The sequence below is a fragment of the Enterococcus mediterraneensis genome, from assembly GCF_900604485.1.
Classification (GTDB): Bacteria; Bacillota; Bacilli; order Lactobacillales; family Enterococcaceae; genus Enterococcus_C; species Enterococcus_C mediterraneensis.
The window spans coordinates 1488839-1505693 of the sequence record NZ_UWOP01000001.1; the positions used below are offsets into that span (position 1 = coordinate 1488839).

The window sequence follows — 16855 nt, forward strand, 5'->3', positions numbered from 1 at the left end:
ATTATGAATTTTCAAACTCTATTAAAAGCAGCAACCGTTCAACCTTATCTTATGCATGCCCGTTTCGGTGTAGAAAAGGAAAGTCAGCGGGTAGATGCGACAGGCGAATTAGTCAAAAGCGATCATCCGCAAACCCTTGGCAACCGATCCTATCATCCGTACATTCAAACGGATTTTTCTGAAACACAGATGGAACTGATCACACCTGTAGCAGATTCTCCCACAGAATTGATGTGTTGGTTGGCAGCGATCCATGATGTTGCCTTCCGGTCGATGGAGGACATGCTGTGGCCGTTGAGTATGCCGCCAGCATTACCGGAAAAAGAAGAAGAGATCATCTTGGCAAAGCTGGATGCCTTTGAAGATGTATTATACCGACGCTATCTGGCGAAAGAATACGGCCGCCGCAAGCAAATGGTCAGCGGCATCCATTTCAACTTTGAATTCTCGAAAAAATTGATCATAAGCTTGTTTGAAAAACAAACTGAGATCAAAAACTGTGAAGATTTTAAAACAGAAGTTTATTTGCGGGTGACCCGCAATTATTTACGGTACCGTTGGCTGATCACCTATCTGTATGGCGCTTCGCCAGTCAGTGAAGCACGCTATTTTCTGAAAGATGGACCTAATGAACCAGTCCGCAGTATCCGCAGCAGTAAATATGGTTATACAAATCATGATGATGTGAAAGTTTCCTATGAAAGCCTAGAGATTTACTTGAAAAATATCGGCCAGATGATCGAAGAAGGCAAACTTTCAGAAGAAAAGGAATTTTATGCGCCGGTACGTTTACGGGGCGGGAAAAAAGTCGCTGATCTAAAACAGACAGGGATCCGTTACATCGAATTGCGCAATATCGATCTGAACCCGTTCGCTCCTTACGGAATCGATCAGCAGCAAGTGGAATTTCTCCATGTCTTTCTTTTGTTTATGCTTTGGAAAGAAGAAGGGAACACCGCTGATGAATGGGTAGCAGAAGGCAATGAAAAGAACAACTTGGTAGCTTTGGAACATCCGACTGACGCTACCGCTTATCATCAAGAAGGTACGGAATTATTGGCAGAAATAAAAGAGATGGCAGCAGAATTGCGATTGCCGCTATCGGAGGACTTCTTTGATTTTGTCGAAAAAGCACTGGAAGATCCTGCTAAAACTTTTGCCGCTAAACTCTATCAAGCCAGTCAAAAAACTTCTCAAGCCCAAGTTGCTGTAAAATTAGCGCAAAGCTATCATGAAGCTGCTTGGAAGCACCCGTATCAGTTGGCAGGTTTTCGCGAGATGGAATTATCGACCCAGATCTTGATGTTTGATGCCATTCAAAAGGGTATCACGGTCGAAGTTTTGGATGAAGAGGATCAATTTTTGAAATTGCAGTATTCTGATCATGTGGAATATGTCAAAAATGCCAATATGACTGGTAAAGATCCTTATGTAGTCCCATTGATGATGGCCAATAAAACGGTGACTAAAAAAGTCTTGGCGCAAGCCGGTTTTCGTGTGCCGGAAGGAGACGAATTCCGTAATAAAACGCAAGCGCTGGCAGCATATCCCCGTTACATTGATCAAGGGATCGTAGTAAAACCTAAGACAACGAATTATGGTCTGGGGATCTCGATCTTTAAAAATGGCGCAAGCCAAGAAGACTATCAAAAAGCTGTTGAGATCGCCTTTGCGGAAGATACAGCTATCTTGGTGGAAGAATTTCTGCCGGGTACGGAATACCGTTTCTTTGTTTTAGACGGCAAAGTTCGCGGAATCATGCTGCGAGTGCCAGCTAATGTAGTGGGAGACGGGAAGCGGACCATCACACAATTAGTCGCAGAAAAAAATCAAGATCCGTTGCGGGGAACTCATCACCGTGCACCGTTGGAATTGATCCAATTAGGCGAGTTAGAACAGCTGATGTTGAAAGAGCAGGGATATACTGTTGATTCGGTCCCTAAAAAAGATACCATCGTTTATTTACGGGAAAATTCCAACGTTTCGACTGGCGGAGACTCCATCGATGTAACGGATGAATTTTCCGCGGATTATAAACAACTGGCTGTTTCTGCTGTTCATGCGCTGGGGGCGAAGATCAGCGGGATTGATCTGGTGATCCCGGATAAATCACAACCTGCTTCCAGCGATAAGGCCTACGGGATCATTGAAGCAAACTTCAATCCGGCGATGCATATGCACGTATATCCTTATGCAGGGAAAAGCCGTCGTTTGACGATGGATGTTTTGCGATTCCTTTTTCCAGAGATCACAAAATAAAAGAGCTTTTGCGGAAGACTGTCGATAGGCAGTCTTTCTGCAAAAGCTTTTTGTTTAAAATTCAAATTCTTTGATCTCGATGGTTTGCTTGGTTTCTTCCACTTTCAATCCAGTCAGATCTTCCCACCATTGTTTCATTTCTTTTTCATAGGTTGTCGGAAAAGCGTCCACGATCTCCAGCAGGCTTTTTTGATTGATCTTAGCATAAGGAAAATTCAATGTCAGATTGTACTTCAACTCCGACAAGAGACTGTAATATTGGAACATCAAATAATGCATCTCTTCCAAATTTTCTTCCCGCAGAACTTTCGGGACGCGGTCCAGCATAAAGCCAAAACTGCGCATCATGAATATAATACCGTCTAAATGGTCGGTATCGATGGTTGAGGCATCTTTTAAAATATCAATGTGGATATCAAGTGCTTGCAGCAGCTCGTCTTTTAATACTGGATAATTGGGCATGATCTTTCCTCCTACTTTTAGTGGAATAATTTCTTCCAAAATCCTTCTTCTGGGCGATCTTCCGGCTCTTCTGCTGTTTTGTTCTCAGGATATTTTTCTTCCACATCGATCACCGGTTCATTGACAGCTTCTTTGGCTGTTACAAGCAGTCCAAATGCATCCGGGCGATCTTCCACGTCGTTGACCACCGTAAATTTTGCTTGATGCTTAGTTGCTAAACGGATGTAGGTGCCTTGCAGATCAGAAGGGATCTGACCATTCAAGAGGATCGAAGCATCTTGGTGTTTTTCTAATTCATGAATCAGTTTTTCTTGATTCTCAATTTTCTTCATTTCAGCGATCGTCATGCTGAGGTAGCAGCGTTCCCGGAAAGTCCCCATATATTTGTGCTGTTCTTCAGGTTTGACTAAAGGAGTCCCGTAACGACCCTTATCTAAGTGTTTTTGGATTTGATCTTCTGCCATGTTTCTCCCCCCTTGTAGTGATACTTTATTATAGCATGCTTTAGCGGGAAACTTAAAATGAGGAGTCGATGGATATCAGGTGTATTTCCAGCTGATTGCAGTATAATAAAAGAAAAAAGTTGGGAGGAGATCTTGTGGAACAATTATTTATCAATGGAAAGATCTGGCAAGGAGAGACATTTTCTTCTGCGATGGCTGTTCGGGATGGGAAAATCGTTTGGTTAGGAGACAGCCCTGAAGAAAAAGCTGACGATATCATCGATCTGCAAGGAAAAACAGTATTGCCAAGTTTTTGGGATATCCATACTCATCCTCTTTGGATCAGCGAAACGCTGGCAGGTGTTCCTTGTACACCTCCAAATGTGAACAGTATCGCAGAAATGATCGATGCGCTGAAACAATCGAAACCTGCTCTTAATGGCTGGATCGAAGGCTGGGGGTATGATGAATCGAAATTAGCGGAAGGACGGACACCGACGATCCATGATCTGGATCAGGTATCTGCAACACAGCCCGTCTATGTGCTGCGTTCGGATTGTCATTCTTGTGCAGTCAATTCCGCCGCACTGCGCCTAGCTGGGATCACGAAGGACACGCCTGATCCTGTCGGCGGAAAAATCGGACGTTTCCCAGATGGTGAGCCGAACGGCGTGATGATCGAAAACGGTGCAAGCCAGCTGATAAAAAATGTTAAATCACAGGGAACCTTTGAAGAAATCGTCGCCAACACATTACGTTTAGGAGAACATTACCGTAAACGAGGAATCGGTGTAATCTCGGATATGATCAGTCTGCTCCATCCTTTTGATTTTGCGGATATTTACAGTGAAGCCTGTCGTCAAGGTCTGCCGCAAAAAGTATATTTGTACTACTCGTGGGATGAACTGCGACAAGCAGGGGACAAACAATTGCCTAAATCCAGTCATCCCCAAGTGGAAGTCGCTGGTATCAAATTATTTATGGACGGAACCATCTCTAATCAGACTGCCCACATGAAGCGGCCCTTTAAAAATTCCCAATCGACAGGTTTTACCATCAATGATCGTTCAGATCTTGAATCAGCGTATGAATTTGCCAAAGCCAACCACTGTCAAATCGCGATCCACGCGATGGGGGACGCATCCATCCAATTGATTTTGGATACACTGGGTGATAAAGATCCTTGGTTAGAGATCCCATCCGTGCGTATCGAACATGCGACGTTGTTGGATGAAGAATTATTGGCAGATTTTGCTAAAGCCAAAATGAACTTTGCTTTTGTGACGCAGATCATCTTTTTATACGCCGAATACGCTTCTTACTCCCAAAATTTGGAAGAGCAACGCTTAAAGACTGTCTATCCTTTGAAAAGTATGATAGAAAGCGGTGTTCCTACTGCGCTTTCTTCTGATGCACCGGCTACGGCTTGGATGGCACCGGATGATGTCTTTACCAGTTTGACGGCGGCAGTCACCCGCAAAGGGGCAAATGAGGAGGATCTTAACAGTGCTGAAGCGATCTCCTTAGAGACTGCGTTGAGATTGTACACCAGTCACGCTGCAGCTGTCGTACCGGGAGAAACGATCGGGGTGCTTGCAGTGGGCCAGCCGGCGGATTTTTTGGTACTGGACCAAGATATCTTTACCTTGTCGCCTGAACAACGGCCATCCATCCAAGTAGAAAAAATGTATCTGCAAGGAAAATCAGTTTGAAAGGAACATTATTATGGAAAGTATTCCTAATGAATTATTAGTTTTTGCCGAAAACCAGCGGATCGAAACGCCCCGCTTAATATTACGACCCATCACATTAGCGGACGCTGAAGATATGTTTGAATATGCCGGCGATCCGGAAACGACCCGCTTTGTTTTCCCTACTCATCGCTCGTTGCAAGAGACGAAAAATGGGATCGCCGCTTACTTTATGGCGGCTCCGTTAGGCAAGTACGGTATCGAAGAAAAACGTTCCGGAAAGCTGATCGGTGCTATCGATCTGCGGGTGAAGCCAAATGAATGTACGGGAGAGATCGGGTATGTCTTGAATAAAGATTACTGGGGACAAGGCTACATGCCGGAAGCCGCATCTGCATTATTAGAATTGGGTTTTGAAAAAATGGGGCTGATCCGCATTTTTGGTTTGCATGATGTCCGCAATCACCAATCTGGTCGAGTGATGGAAAAGATCGGTTTACGGCAAGAAGCGGTCCTGACCGCTGCCAAGGTCTCAAAAGGAGCGATCATTGATGAAGCTCTCCATGGCTTATCAAGAAAAGAGTGGCTGCAAAGCAAAAAAAAGCAGTGAAACAAAACAGTTGCTGAAATACCGCAGTTCTCGTAGTCTTTGAATGAGGGGGTGTATTTATGGAATTGCAAATCACACAAGAAGTAAAAGAAAAAATCGCAGCAAAACGTCAGACGGGGGATCGGATCTTTTTGGATTTTGAGGACGGGGATGGTCCCTTTGCGGCTACCGGGATCACTTGCCGGCTAGACTTGAGTTTTCGTCTTTTATTAGTGGCACAGGATTATCCGGAAGAAGGTTTAGCAGTTTATGACGATACTATCGAAACAGCGATCGGTGGGATCCGTTTGAAGAAAAGTTCCGAAAAATACTTGGAAGCAGAAACGATTCTCGCCTACAATCCGACCTACAACAATATCCAACTGAAAGGAAAAAGCGGTGTTTTGGCAGATAATGTGCCGATCATTCGCTATGACCGGCAAATGGCAGGTGGCGGAAAATGGGGAGATTAGCCGTCGTCAGCGATCTGCATGTCGATATCAACCAGCTGGTGACAGAAGATCTGGAAAAGTTAGCGCAGATCCTTCAGGACAATAACGTTTCTCGCATCCATTTTGCCGGCGATACAGCCAATAAAATCGAACCGGCACTGGCGGTCTTTGATTTTTTCCAACGATACGGCTGGCCGACGACGTTTAATTGGGGCAATCATGAAATGGCGGATCTGACGGAAGCGACCATCGAAACTTTCGATGATCAGCGGTTCTTGAATTTTCGGACCGCTCCTTTGTCCAAAGATCTGGTGCTGTTGGGAGTCAATGGCTGGTATGATTACGGTTATTCTACGATATTGGATCAGAAAAAGATCCGGCGTATGAAAAATTTGTACTGGTATGATCGCATGATCCAGCGAAGTGCCAGCGATCCTGACATCAATCAAGGACTGCTGCAGCAGCTGCACAGCTGTTTGACTAAGCTGACGCAGCAAGAAAAAGAAGTGATTCTTGTCACTCATTTCGTACCGCGACGAGAATTCATCGTCTATCAAACAAATCCAGCGTATGAGCGCTGGAACGAATTGAACGCTTTTTTAGGTTCAGAAGCGGTAGGTGATCTGATCGATCATTTTCCTAATGTACGGCAGGTGATCTTTGGACATACCCATCGCCGTTTTACGGATAAAAGCATCAATGGTGTCCAATACAGCTGTCGCCCATTCGGCTATTTTTACGAATGGCAGATGACGCGACGTTTCATGCAGGAATATCAGCTGACTGAGGTTTTGAATCCGCTGAAATTCCGCGGGATCATCCATCGGAATCGACCGTTGTTTGATGAATACAAAGAAAAACACTTGCCGGAAGAATTCCAGCAAGCGATCACGTATATCGAGTATTAAAAAAGTCTTGGCAGAAACGCTCCGCCAAGACTTTTTTATTTATCTTATAAGAATAATGCTTTATAAGTGAATACCGCAAGAATACCTGCCAAGATCGGTGCCAAGACTGGTACCCAAGCATAGCTCCATTGTGAATCGCCTTTATGTTTCAATGGCAACAACGCGTGCACAAGACGAGGACCAAAGTCACGAGCTGGGTTCAACCCAGGTCCAGTTGGTCCGCCAAGGGAAGCGACCAATGTCCAAACTAAGAAACCTAACGCCAAGTGGGCTGTTCCTAGATTATCTTGGAAAAATGGTGCTTTTGTGATACCAAGAGCGCCGAAGAATAAAACGAATGATCCGAAAAATTCATTGACAAAACCATTTAATTTAGAACCAACACTGTTGATCGTTGAGAAAGTACCTAAAACGTGTGCGGTATTTTCTGTTTGATCATAGTAAGGTTTATAACAAGCGACAACGATCAATTGTCCCACAATTGCTCCTAATAATTGAGCAACGATATATGGCAAAACTTCTGACCAAGGGAACATACCTGAAACTGCCAAACCGATTGAGAACGCAGGGTTGATGTGATTTCCACTGATAGAACCGAACATCATCGCTGGGATCATGACACCAAAACCGTAGCCGACACCAATCAGCATCCAGTCGCTGCCATAACCTTTCGTTCCTTTCAAATCTACGTTTGCCACTGCACCATTACCTAACACTATTAACAGAGCAGTTCCGGCAAATTCTGCTGCCAGACGAGTCATTAATGAATAATCCAAAATACTTCCTCCTAGTTTTTTTTGTCAGTGATGCAGAGCAAATAAATCAATAAGAAAAATAAATCCTGCTCGTAAAACACCAAACATTACTATGTAACCAAAATTACTGAAAATTTTCAAGTGTTTCGTTCTAAAAAAGTAAAAATTGTTTTTTAGATTTTTTTTCGGTATAGTAAAAATCGAGAAACGATCTGAAAACAAAGCATAAAATTATCGTTAAAAATAAAAATAAAGCGAGGAAGCAACATGACATTTGAAGAAGTATTGCCTCAATTAAAACAAGGCGCGAAAGTGATCCGGGAAGGCTGGAGCGGGTTTGAGTTGTATGTGACCCTAGTTTCAGGAGATAGCTATGAAAACCATCCAGTGATGCCGTATCTGCTGATCAAGACCTCTGACGAAGGTTTTTCCAGCTTCGCACCAACTGTTTGTGATATCTTGGCAGAGGATTGGAAGATCGTAGAAGCATGAGAGCGGAATTCGAGGGAAAAGTCGTCTTAGTGACAGGGGCAGCTTCCGGGATCGGGTACGCTCAAGCAGAAGCTTTCTTGATGGCAGGCGCCAACGTGTTTGCTGTAGATAAGAATCCTGCTGTTGATCAGCTGGCGACACGTTTTCCCAAAAACTATGGATTTTTAACGGGAGATCTCACATCTGCTGCATTTTGTCAAAAAGCAGTGGAGAACTGTCGCCAGTATTTTGGAAAGATCGATATTTTATTGAATACCGCCGGGATCTTGGATGCGTATCGTCCGCTATTAGAAACGGATGAAACATTGTGGCGGGAGATCTTCGCCACAAATCTCGACAGCATGTTTTATTTGACGAAAGCTGTTTTGCCGGAGATGGTGGCGCGAAAAAAGGGAGTCATCATCAATATGGCTTCCATCGCCAGTTTTGTCGCCGGTGGTGGCGGGATCGCGTATACCGCCGCCAAACACGCTATCGCAGGCTTTACAAAACAGCTGGCATTGGATTATAGCGCTCAAGGGATCCACGTGACGGCTATCGCACCAGGGGCAATCGAAACGCCGATGAATGCCGCCGATTTTGCCGGTGACGGCAAGATGGCGGAATGGGTCGCGCAAGAAACACCGGTCAAACGTTGGGCACAGCCGGAAGAAGTTGCGGAATTGACTCTTTTTTTGGCCAGTGAAAAAGCTAGCTACATGCAAGGAAATATCGTTCCTATCGATGGCGGCTGGTTGCTGAAATAAGTGGAGGAAGCAATGGAAGAACAGTTGAACAAATGGATCGAGGACCGCTCAGATTTTATGGAAGTACTGTCTTTTATAGAATGTCTGGATTTGAAAGACAGCTGGCTTTGTGCGGGCAGTGTGCGGAATTATGTCTGGTCGTCTCTTTCAGGACAATCTTTTTCACTGACAGAGCAGGATCTCGATGTGATTTTTTACGACCCTGCGTATCCTTATGAAGCAAATTCTATTATTCAGGAACGGTTAGTACAAACAGCTCCAATGTATCATTGAGAAGTAAAAATCAAGTGTATATGCACAGCCATAATTTTGCTGATGAGACACCTTTTAACGGTTGTTATGAAGCAATTGCTCATTTTCCAGAAAAATGTACCGCAGTCGCTGTCCGGCTGAATCAGGGAAAACTGGAATGGCTGGCACCTTATGGACTTCAGGAATTGTTGTCCATGACCGTTTCGCCAACGCCGTTTTTTGCAAAGGACGAACGCTCCATGGCGATTTATCGGTGCCGAATCCAGCAGAAAAATTGGCAAGAAAAGTGGCCGGCACTGAAAATTTTCCTCTAGGGTGCTTGTCAAAGACGTTTTTTTGATTATGATAAATACTAGTGGAAACACACTGCGGCACTTCAATCCTTTGGCCGCAGTTATTACCAAGTCATTGACTTGCAAAGGAGATCATAAAAATGAATAACCATGAAAAAACACGTTCAGTTTCTCGCTGGACCACGACAGAAACCGCCAAAATGGCATTGGTCACCAGTTTATATGTAGTGATCACTGTTTTCTTGGCAGTCATCAGCTTCGGTGCTGTACAGATCCGTTTGTCAGAGATGTTCAATTATTTGACACTTTATAACAAACGATATATTTGGGCAGTCACATTAGGAGTCGCAATCGCCAATCTGGCTTCGCCCAATGGCTTGATCGATGTTGTGGTAGGGAGTATCTGTACGTTTTTTGTTTTACTCTTCAATCAGTGGTGCACTAAGCGGATCAAGCATATGAAAAACAAGATGATCGTGACTGCGCTGGTTTTTGCTGTATTGATGTTCACCGTAGCCGGTCAGCTGACGATTTTATATCAGGCACCATTTTTCTATAACTGGCTGGTCATTGGACTGGGAGAATTGGTCTCTATGACCGTTGGCGGATTTATTATTTATTTTGTTGGCAAACGTACCGATTTGACAAAATAAGAAAAATAAAAAGAAAAGCGCATTGTGATTGAGGGATGGGCTTTTTTTGCATCCAAGTTGTCCATAAGAACAAAAAAAGCTACAATAGGCAACAAGAAGGAAGTGAAGTTGTGTTTACTGAAAAAAGTTTTGCCGTTTTTGAGATCGCGGGTCTAGAACCGCGGATGAATGCAATCCGGCAAGAGATCCAGCCGGTGTTCCGAACACTGAACGACCGTTTCAAGCCTTACTTGGAAAAAGAGATCGCTGCTGATCTGTACCTGCATATCGCTCAGCATCGCCGGCGCAGTGTCTATCCGCCTGAAAGCACGTTGTCGGCTCTCAGTCAAAATAAGCGCGGCTATAAAATGGAGCCGCATTTTCAACTGGGGATTTGTGAGGATTATGTTTTTATGTGGCTGTCGTTGATCGACCAGCCGCCGCAAAAGACAGCGTTTGCTCAAAAAATGGTTGATCATATAGCGCTATTCGAAAAATTGCCGCAAGATACTGTGATCAATGGCAATCATTTGAGTAATGACATTTTCCCATTAGAAATGACGTCATTGAAAAAACTGCTGACACGATTGGAAAATGTGAAAAAAGGAGAATTCCAAATCGGTCGGGTCATCTCGAAAGAAAGTCCGTTATGGCATGATCCGAAAGCCGCAGAAGCGTATATGATGGCGACTTATCTGGAATTATTGCCTATTTATCAGCTGTTGATGAGGTCTGACAGTTGATTTTGATTGTAGTGACCGGCGCTTTTTGCTAAAATAAAAGTCAGAAGCTGCGGAAGCGCTTCTAAAAAGCTATTTTAAATCAGGAGGTAAGTTACATGAACAAAGCAGATTTAATCTCAAAAGTAGCGGAACAATCCGGATTAACTAGAAAAGACGCAAGCGCAGCAGTAGGAGCCATCTTTGATACGGTATCAACTTCTTTAAAAAATGGAGATAGTGTCCAAATCATGGGCTTTGGTACTTTTGAAGTGCGCAATCGTGCTTCCCGTAAAGGACGCAACCCGCAAACAGGTGAAGAGATCACGATCCCGGCTTCAAAAAATCCAGCATTCAAACCAGGGAAACAATTAAAAGAATCAGTCAATTAGAAACGTCTGAATCCTAATGAATCGACCCCCAAAGACAGAACGAAACTGTTTTTGGGGGTCGTTGATTTTTTATCTGCTTAACCCTATAAGGTAAGAAGACAGTCGATGGCGCAGCAAGATACCGATCACACCGGCTGCTAAAGCTTTGATGATACCCGGCAAGAGAAACGGCAGGATCCCGGCATTGAATGCGGAAAGCCAAGACATGCCGCCGCCGATTTTCAGCCAGATCATACCGAAGAGCAGCGTTGCCATCGCTCCTAAAATATTTCCGATGATCCCCCAAAAATAAGTGGGGGCTTTTTCAACGATCCAGCCGGTGATCAAGCCATTAAAAATGAAGCCGATCAAAAATCCGCCGGTGGGACCAAACAAAACGCCGACTCCTGCACTGCCGCCTGCAAAGACCGGCAGACCGATCAAGCCTAATAATAAATACAGGAGGATAGAAGCAGTGCCGATCCTTGCTCCTAAGACAGTCACTGTCAAACCTACCGCAAATGTCTGTAAAGTCAGCGGAATCAATCCAAAAGGAATCGTTAGCGGCGACAGGACTGCGATGATCGCTGCAAAAAAGGCTGCTGATAATTGTTCTCGTAAAGTAAAATTCATAGTTCTTCTCCTTTGATCCAATACTCGTGCCATTTCTTTCGTTAACTCAATTTTATTATTAGGTTAACGCAAAGTAAAGATATTTTTTCGCAAAAAAGACCAAAGTTATTATTTTTTGAAATGAAAATTTCTTGATATACTTTTATTACAGAGTTTCAGAGGAGAGGGGTGGTTATTTTGATGTTGCTTTATCGTCTGTTGCTAGTTGCAAATATGGGAATCAGTGCTGTTTTTATGTTCGATCCCTCCGTTGAAACCGTCTATCCGTCGACTTTTAGTGAGAGGCTTTATCCGTTGCAGATGGGATTTTTGCTCCTTTTAGTGCTGATGTTTGTCGGCAATATCATTATCAAAAAAGCCCTATCCACACGGGTGATTTTGGGCGTGGTCTATGTTCTGCTTTCTTATTGGACGACAGAGATCACCTTTCATTGGCTGCGCTATCCTGAGATATGGAGTACATCGCTGAGCCAAACGATTTTCTTTGTTTCAGAGGTCATCTGTTTCGCTGTTTTATGTAAAAATGATTTTAAAAAAATTTTTTTCTTTTATCGATCTTGAGATAAAACAAGGTGCCGTCAAGCGGCATGACCTTAAACGACCATTCGTCCAAGGCCAAGCGCAGTCAGCTACGCGTTTTGGATTTTCACCAATACACTGCGGGAAACAGGTCCCACGATCAATAATTGCAATGGCAATGCCGCGATCACGTTCATTTTCCAAGCGGTCAAATATTGTGAAAGCATGGCGTCAGATAAGCCGTTTTGCATAAGGATGCCAAACAGCGACATGCAAGTCACCATTCCTAAGATCATCAATGTCGAGATCGTCAGGATCATCGGCAGTTTCTTTTGAGGATCGATCGGCAGAGCGAAAGCGATCTTTTTCGCCAGCACACCGACAATAAAAACATCCAAAACAAACGCTACGATAAATCCAGGAATAAAACCGATCAATAATTCTTTGAGAGTCAGGCTGTGATGCAGCCATAAATTATATGTACTCATCCCTAAAACCATCAAAAAACACATCAATGTTGTAAAAATGATTCCTTCTTTTTTATTTGTAGGCAAATAAATTCCTCCTTTTTTTAGTTGCGAAAATCATCCTAACATATTTTTTTGTTTCTCGTAAGTTTTTTGTAAACTATCAATCGAATTTTTCAAAAATTCCACAGCAAATAAAAAAACGCGCAGCCTGCATGCAGGTTGCGCGTTTTCAGAAAGCTGATTATCTGTTGTAGAATTCAACGACAAGAGCTTCATCGATTTCTGGGTACATTTCGTCACGTTCTGGTAAACGAGTCAATGAACCTTCTAGTTTTTCGTCATCAAAGCTAACGAAAGCTGGACGACCAACTGTTGCTTCAACAGCGTCTTTGATTGTTGAGATTGTTTGTGATTTTTCACGAACAGAAATAACTTGACCAACTTCAACGTGGTATGATGGGATATCAACACGTTTGCCGTCAACCATGATGTGACCGTGGTTAACTAATTGGCGTGCTTGACGACGAGTTGTTGCAAGACCTAAACGGTAAACAACGTTATCTAAGCGTTGTTCAAGTAAGATCATGAAGTTAACACCGTGTTTACCTTCTTTGATTTTGCTTGCTTTCACGAACAAGTTATGGAATTGACGTTCGTTCATTCCATACATATGACGTAATTTTTGTTTTTCAGTCATTTGCAATCCGTATTCAGATTGTTTGCCACGGCTGTTTGGTCCGTGTTGACCTGGTGCATAAGGGCGACGTGCTAATTCTTTACCAGTACCTGATAAAGAAATTCCTAGACGACGTGATACTTTCCATGATGGTCCAGTATAACGAGACATTAAAAATTCCTCCAATAAAATTGTTTTGGAGTAAAATAATCCGATGAAAAATTCATATTCCGTGCAGTTCATTCTTCAATCTTCACCTTTGCAGCCGCGGTTACGCAATTGAACCTTCAAGGCAATGAACTGGTGACGAACTATTATTTTTCTGCTGCATTATTTTACACAAAAGGTAGTATACTGTATTTTATCAGCAAATGTCAAGGAACCTGGAGGATAACCCTGACAAAAGCAGAAAAACTTAAACAATGGAGGATATAGTATGGAACCATTGATTTTCCCGAAAAATCCCGAGAACGCGCCATCGATGGAAAGATATATGAAAAATCATTTTGTTTTTGCCGGCGTGCCAAAATCGATCCGCGGCGGTCTGCAAAAAGAGTTGTTGAAGGAAAGCCGCACGTGGCCAGTGGCGGAATTGTTGGATCAGATCGCTTTTTATTACCAGCAGACTGAGCGGGAATATCAGTATCTCGCCATCGACTTGGCGCAGGAGAATGTCCGCCGTCTTACTTTTGAAGATCTGCAAACGCTGCTGCCGTTGGTTTCCCAAAAAGAATGGTGGGATAGTATCGACAGTTGGCGGAAGGTTTACGGAACGTGGGTCAAGCTTCATCCGGACTATTTAACGGAGGTATTTGGGCTTTTTGACAAGCAGCCGGATTTTTGGCTGCGGCGGATCGCCATCACGCTGCAATTGCAATTTAAAGAAGCGATTAACCGATCCTTATTGAAAAAAGCCATTGAATATGATATGAATACAGAGGAGTTCTTTATTCAAAAAGCCATTGGGTGGGCACTGCGGGATTACAGCAAGATAAATCCTGATTGGGTCCGACAAATCGTTGATCAAGGACGGCTCAGTGCTTTAGCGACTCGAGAAGCCAGTAAGTATATAATAAGAAAGTGAGACGACACAACTTTATGAAACGAAAACTTTTTGCTTTTGACATTGACGGAACACTCCTTGATGACAACAAGCAACCCCTAGACAGTACGTTGGAAGCCCTGGAAAAATTACGAGAAGCAGGACATTTAGTAACAATTGCCACAGGTAGAAGTCGGTTTCATGCGAAAGAAGTGATTCGCGATCTTGGTTTTACCAATTATATTTTATGTAATGGCGCTGCCGCTTTCTTAGATCATCAGCAAATCTATAAAAATTTATTGGATCGGGAAGAATTGGAAAATTTTGTTGACGAAGCCCAACAACTAGCGATCGATACAGCATTCATCAGTATGGATGAAGCAAAACGTTCCAGTTCCATCCATGTGGATATCATGGATGAGGCGATGAAATCATTTGGTGCCGTTTTGCCGGAATTGGATCAATTTTTCGTGGAAGATCAAGATGTGTATCAAGCATTGGCTTTTTACAATAATCAATACGAAGGCTTTTTTGATAAAAAATACAGTAAATTGCGTTTTGTCCGCTGGCATGAAAATTGTGTCGATGTCGTGCCGAAAGATGGCTCAAAAGCTGCTACGATCCTGAATGTCGCAGATCGTTTGGGGATTTCCCGCTCGGATGTCATAGCGTTTGGGGATGGTCAAAACGACCGGGAGATGCTTCGGGAATCAGGTTTGGGGATCGCGATGGGCAACGCCGCACCTGAAGTCCAAGCAGAAGCAAACTATGTTACAGACAGCAACGTGAAAGACGGAATCTGGAACGCATTGAAAAAACTGGATCTGATATAAAAAAGCGAAGAGAAATTTTCCGTTATTGTCGAACACCGCGACGTTTTGTCAGTGTGTCAGGCAATAGCGGGATTTTTTTATTTTTCGACTTTCTCAATCTCGCTTTTTTGTTTATTTATGCTACTCTAAAGTAAAGAACTGGCTTAGGAGGGAAACGTATGAAAATCGCATTGATCGCTCATGATCGCAAAAAAGAAATGATCGTCAAATTAGCTACCGCTTATCGCGAGGTGTTAGCAAAACATGAATTATTCGCCACGGGTACGACTGGCAAGCGGATCGCTGAGGCGACCGATCTGCCGATCCATCGTTTTAAATCAGGACCGTTAGGCGGAGACCAGCAGATCGGTGCAATGATCTCGGAAGATGCGTTGGATATGGTGATTTTTTTGCGAGATCCATTGGCGGCACAACCCCACGAACCGGACGTCACCGCATTGATCCGACTTTCTGATGTTTATGAGATCCCACTAGCGACTAATATCGGTACAGCGGAAATGCTCTTAAGAGGATTAGATGCTGGGTTTGCCGATTTTCGTAAGATCGTTCATGAAATCGAGCAGAAACCTTTGTCATTTTAAAAGTATTACAAGAAATTGATCGGCTTTTCAAAAAGATAAAAAAATAAGGGATCATGAGATTGGCAGGCTGCGCTTTTTGGACAACGCAGGTTTATCTCATGGTCCCTTAACAATAGTCGGAAATATTTATTTGATCTTCGAATTTCTTTCTAGCTTAAAATGAATTGTATTTTTCTTTGGCATGGCTTCCTTGTGTTCTGCCACAGCTGTTTTTACGATCTCTTCTTTTTTCTTCTTGGACTCATCGATTCGGCGCGCTAAGATTTCTTCGTTGCTTTTTTTCATAAAGAATCCCTCCTGAATAGATTGTAACTACTTACAAAATGATTCTATCATCTTATCCAAAGGGAAAATACTCATATGCTTGTGAGTAAATATACGAACAAATGTAATAAAACCGCTACTCAAGCTGGCCGAAACGGTCTAGCGGCCAAATGACGATTCTGGCTACACCTTCTAATTCTTCTTTTTCGATGGGACCGATATAGCGGCTATCTGTGGAATTGGTACGATTGTCTCCTAATAAGAAATAACTGTCTTCTGGAACTTCTGCTACAAAATTTTCGGTAAATGTTTTGCGGTTGGTCGTAACTTGCTTGCTTAATTCCGGTTGAAGGTAGTTTTCTTCATATTTTTTGCCGTCGATATAAAGCTCATCGTCCACCATCTCGATCGTTTCGCCTGGCAGACCGATGACACGTTTGATGTAATTGCGGTCTTCGTTGGGGGCATCGAACACGACGATATCAAATCGCTGGATATGATCTACATTTTTAGTCATTAACAATCGTTCATTGTTGACAAGTGTCGGTAACATCGATTTACCTTGAACAAGGATCGGCGTGATGATATATTGACGGATCGCTAAAACGACCGCTGCGAACAAAACCAGCAACAGGATCTTTTTTAAAAACTTCATCTGAAAACCCCTTTCTGTTTTCTAATTTTATTCTAACGAAATCTGATAAAATTTAATAGAAAAAACACTTTTGCCCTCTATGACGGGTACCTTTTTTTTTCAGCTGAAAACAACTATA

At 43.1% G+C, this 16855-nt stretch carries 22 protein-coding genes and 1 pseudogene; 15 read left to right on the top strand and 8 right to left on the bottom strand.

Going from position 1 to position 16855, the window contains the following annotated elements:
* Positions 1–3 precede the first annotated feature (3 nt).
* On the top strand, positions 4–2259 hold the full coding sequence (gshAB, locus tag EFB00_RS07285; protein ID WP_122646190.1) for a bifunctional glutamate--cysteine ligase GshA/glutathione synthetase GshB: 2256 nt from the start codon (positions 4–6) through the stop codon (positions 2257–2259).
* 54 nt (positions 2260–2313) lie between these two features.
* On the opposite strand, the gene EFB00_RS07290 is transcribed toward gshAB, so the two are convergent.
* On the bottom strand, positions 2314–2721 hold the full coding sequence (locus EFB00_RS07290) for a hypothetical protein (RefSeq protein WP_122646191.1): 408 nt from the start codon (positions 2719–2721) through the stop codon (positions 2314–2316).
* 17 nt (positions 2722–2738) lie between these two features.
* The gene (locus tag EFB00_RS07295; RefSeq protein WP_122646192.1) at positions 2739–3185 is read right to left on the bottom strand and encodes a YueI family protein; all 447 of its coding nucleotides are present in this window, start codon (positions 3183–3185) and stop codon (positions 2739–2741) included.
* A gap of 134 nt (positions 3186–3319) precedes the next feature.
* Between EFB00_RS07295 and EFB00_RS07300 the strand changes: the two genes are divergently transcribed.
* From EFB00_RS07300 to EFB00_RS07315, 4 genes are read left to right on the top strand one after another with little or no spacing between them, the layout of a single operon-like run.
* Complete coding sequence (locus EFB00_RS07300) at positions 3320–4876, top strand: amidohydrolase (protein WP_122646193.1); 1557 nt, start codon at positions 3320–3322, stop codon at positions 4874–4876.
* Positions 4877–4889: 13 nt separating this feature from the next.
* On the top strand, positions 4890–5465 hold the full coding sequence (locus tag EFB00_RS07305; RefSeq protein ID WP_122646194.1) for a GNAT family N-acetyltransferase: 576 nt from the start codon (positions 4890–4892) through the stop codon (positions 5463–5465).
* A gap of 59 nt (positions 5466–5524) precedes the next feature.
* A complete protein-coding gene (locus tag EFB00_RS07310; RefSeq protein WP_122646195.1) occupies positions 5525–5917 on the top strand; it encodes an iron-sulfur cluster biosynthesis family protein in 393 nt (130 codons plus the stop codon).
* Positions 5905–6804: a metallophosphoesterase gene (locus EFB00_RS07315; protein ID WP_122646196.1), complete on the top strand. Its 900-nt coding sequence runs from the start codon at positions 5905–5907 to the stop codon at positions 6802–6804. The genes EFB00_RS07310 and EFB00_RS07315 overlap by 13 nt, the downstream gene beginning before the upstream one ends.
* 44 nt (positions 6805–6848) lie before the next feature.
* Here the strand turns inward: EFB00_RS07315 and EFB00_RS07320 are convergent, their stop codons facing one another.
* Positions 6849–7580: an MIP/aquaporin family protein gene (locus EFB00_RS07320; RefSeq protein WP_122646197.1), complete on the bottom strand. Its 732-nt coding sequence runs from the start codon at positions 7578–7580 to the stop codon at positions 6849–6851.
* A 246-nt stretch (positions 7581–7826) separates the two neighbouring features.
* On the opposite strand from EFB00_RS07320, the gene EFB00_RS07325 reads away from it, so the two are divergent.
* The 6 genes and pseudogenes from EFB00_RS07325 to EFB00_RS07355 all read left to right on the top strand — a co-directional run bounded on the left by EFB00_RS07325 (position 7827) and on the right by EFB00_RS07355 (position 11085).
* Entirely contained in the window at positions 7827–8051 is a 225-nt protein-coding gene (locus EFB00_RS07325) for a DUF2829 domain-containing protein (protein ID WP_122646198.1), read from the top strand.
* Entirely contained in the window at positions 8048–8797 is a 750-nt protein-coding gene (locus EFB00_RS07330) for a 3-oxoacyl-ACP reductase (RefSeq protein ID WP_122646199.1), read from the top strand. The genes EFB00_RS07325 and EFB00_RS07330 overlap by 4 nt, the downstream gene beginning before the upstream one ends.
* Before the next feature lie 57 nt (positions 8798–8854).
* A pseudogene (locus tag EFB00_RS13625) lies at positions 8855–9363 on the top strand (nucleotidyltransferase family protein).
* A 119-nt stretch (positions 9364–9482) separates the two neighbouring features.
* Positions 9483–9995, top strand: coding sequence for a QueT transporter family protein (locus tag EFB00_RS07345; RefSeq protein ID WP_122646202.1), 513 nt, complete (start codon positions 9483–9485; stop codon positions 9993–9995).
* 110 nt (positions 9996–10105) lie between these two features.
* Complete coding sequence (locus EFB00_RS07350; protein WP_122646203.1) at positions 10106–10717, top strand: DUF1054 domain-containing protein; 612 nt, start codon at positions 10106–10108, stop codon at positions 10715–10717.
* 95 nt (positions 10718–10812) lie between these two features.
* The gene (locus EFB00_RS07355) at positions 10813–11085 is read left to right on the top strand and encodes an HU family DNA-binding protein (RefSeq protein ID WP_122646204.1); all 273 of its coding nucleotides are present in this window, start codon (positions 10813–10815) and stop codon (positions 11083–11085) included.
* Positions 11086–11154: 69 nt separating this feature from the next.
* Here EFB00_RS07355 and EFB00_RS07360 read toward each other — a convergent pair whose 3' ends face one another.
* Positions 11155–11697, bottom strand: coding sequence for a biotin transporter BioY (locus tag EFB00_RS07360; RefSeq protein ID WP_122646205.1), 543 nt, complete (start codon positions 11695–11697; stop codon positions 11155–11157).
* A 180-nt stretch (positions 11698–11877) separates the two neighbouring features.
* Between EFB00_RS07360 and EFB00_RS07365 the strand changes: the two genes are divergently transcribed.
* Positions 11878–12258 (top strand): hypothetical protein, encoded by a 381-nt coding sequence (locus tag EFB00_RS07365; protein ID WP_122646206.1) that lies wholly within the window; start codon positions 11878–11880, stop codon positions 12256–12258.
* Positions 12259–12326: 68 nt separating this feature from the next.
* On the opposite strand, the gene EFB00_RS07370 is transcribed toward EFB00_RS07365, so the two are convergent.
* Together EFB00_RS07370 and rpsD are read right to left on the bottom strand one after the other, a co-directional pair.
* A complete protein-coding gene (locus EFB00_RS07370; RefSeq protein WP_122646207.1) occupies positions 12327–12770 on the bottom strand; it encodes a DUF2798 domain-containing protein in 444 nt (147 codons plus the stop codon).
* Between the two features lie 157 nt (positions 12771–12927).
* Positions 12928–13533: a 30S ribosomal protein S4 gene (gene rpsD / locus EFB00_RS07375; RefSeq protein ID WP_122647065.1), complete on the bottom strand. Its 606-nt coding sequence runs from the start codon at positions 13531–13533 to the stop codon at positions 12928–12930.
* A 265-nt stretch (positions 13534–13798) separates the two neighbouring features.
* On the opposite strand from rpsD, the gene EFB00_RS07380 reads away from it, so the two are divergent.
* The 3 genes from EFB00_RS07380 to mgsA all read left to right on the top strand — a co-directional run bounded on the left by EFB00_RS07380 (position 13799) and on the right by mgsA (position 15818).
* Positions 13799–14446: a DNA alkylation repair protein gene (locus tag EFB00_RS07380; protein WP_122646208.1), complete on the top strand. Its 648-nt coding sequence runs from the start codon at positions 13799–13801 to the stop codon at positions 14444–14446.
* A gap of 14 nt (positions 14447–14460) precedes the next feature.
* Entirely contained in the window at positions 14461–15237 is a 777-nt protein-coding gene (locus tag EFB00_RS07385) for a Cof-type HAD-IIB family hydrolase (RefSeq protein ID WP_122646209.1), read from the top strand.
* Between the two features lie 158 nt (positions 15238–15395).
* On the top strand, positions 15396–15818 hold the full coding sequence (gene mgsA, locus EFB00_RS07390; RefSeq protein WP_122646210.1) for a methylglyoxal synthase: 423 nt from the start codon (positions 15396–15398) through the stop codon (positions 15816–15818).
* A 126-nt stretch (positions 15819–15944) separates the two neighbouring features.
* Here the strand turns inward: mgsA and EFB00_RS13440 are convergent, their stop codons facing one another.
* Entirely contained in the window at positions 15945–16103 is a 159-nt protein-coding gene (locus EFB00_RS13440) for a hypothetical protein (protein WP_164709444.1), read from the bottom strand.
* Positions 16104–16218: 115 nt separating this feature from the next.
* A complete protein-coding gene (lepB, locus tag EFB00_RS07395; protein ID WP_122646211.1) occupies positions 16219–16737 on the bottom strand; it encodes a signal peptidase I in 519 nt (172 codons plus the stop codon).
* Positions 16738–16855 lie beyond the last annotated feature (118 nt).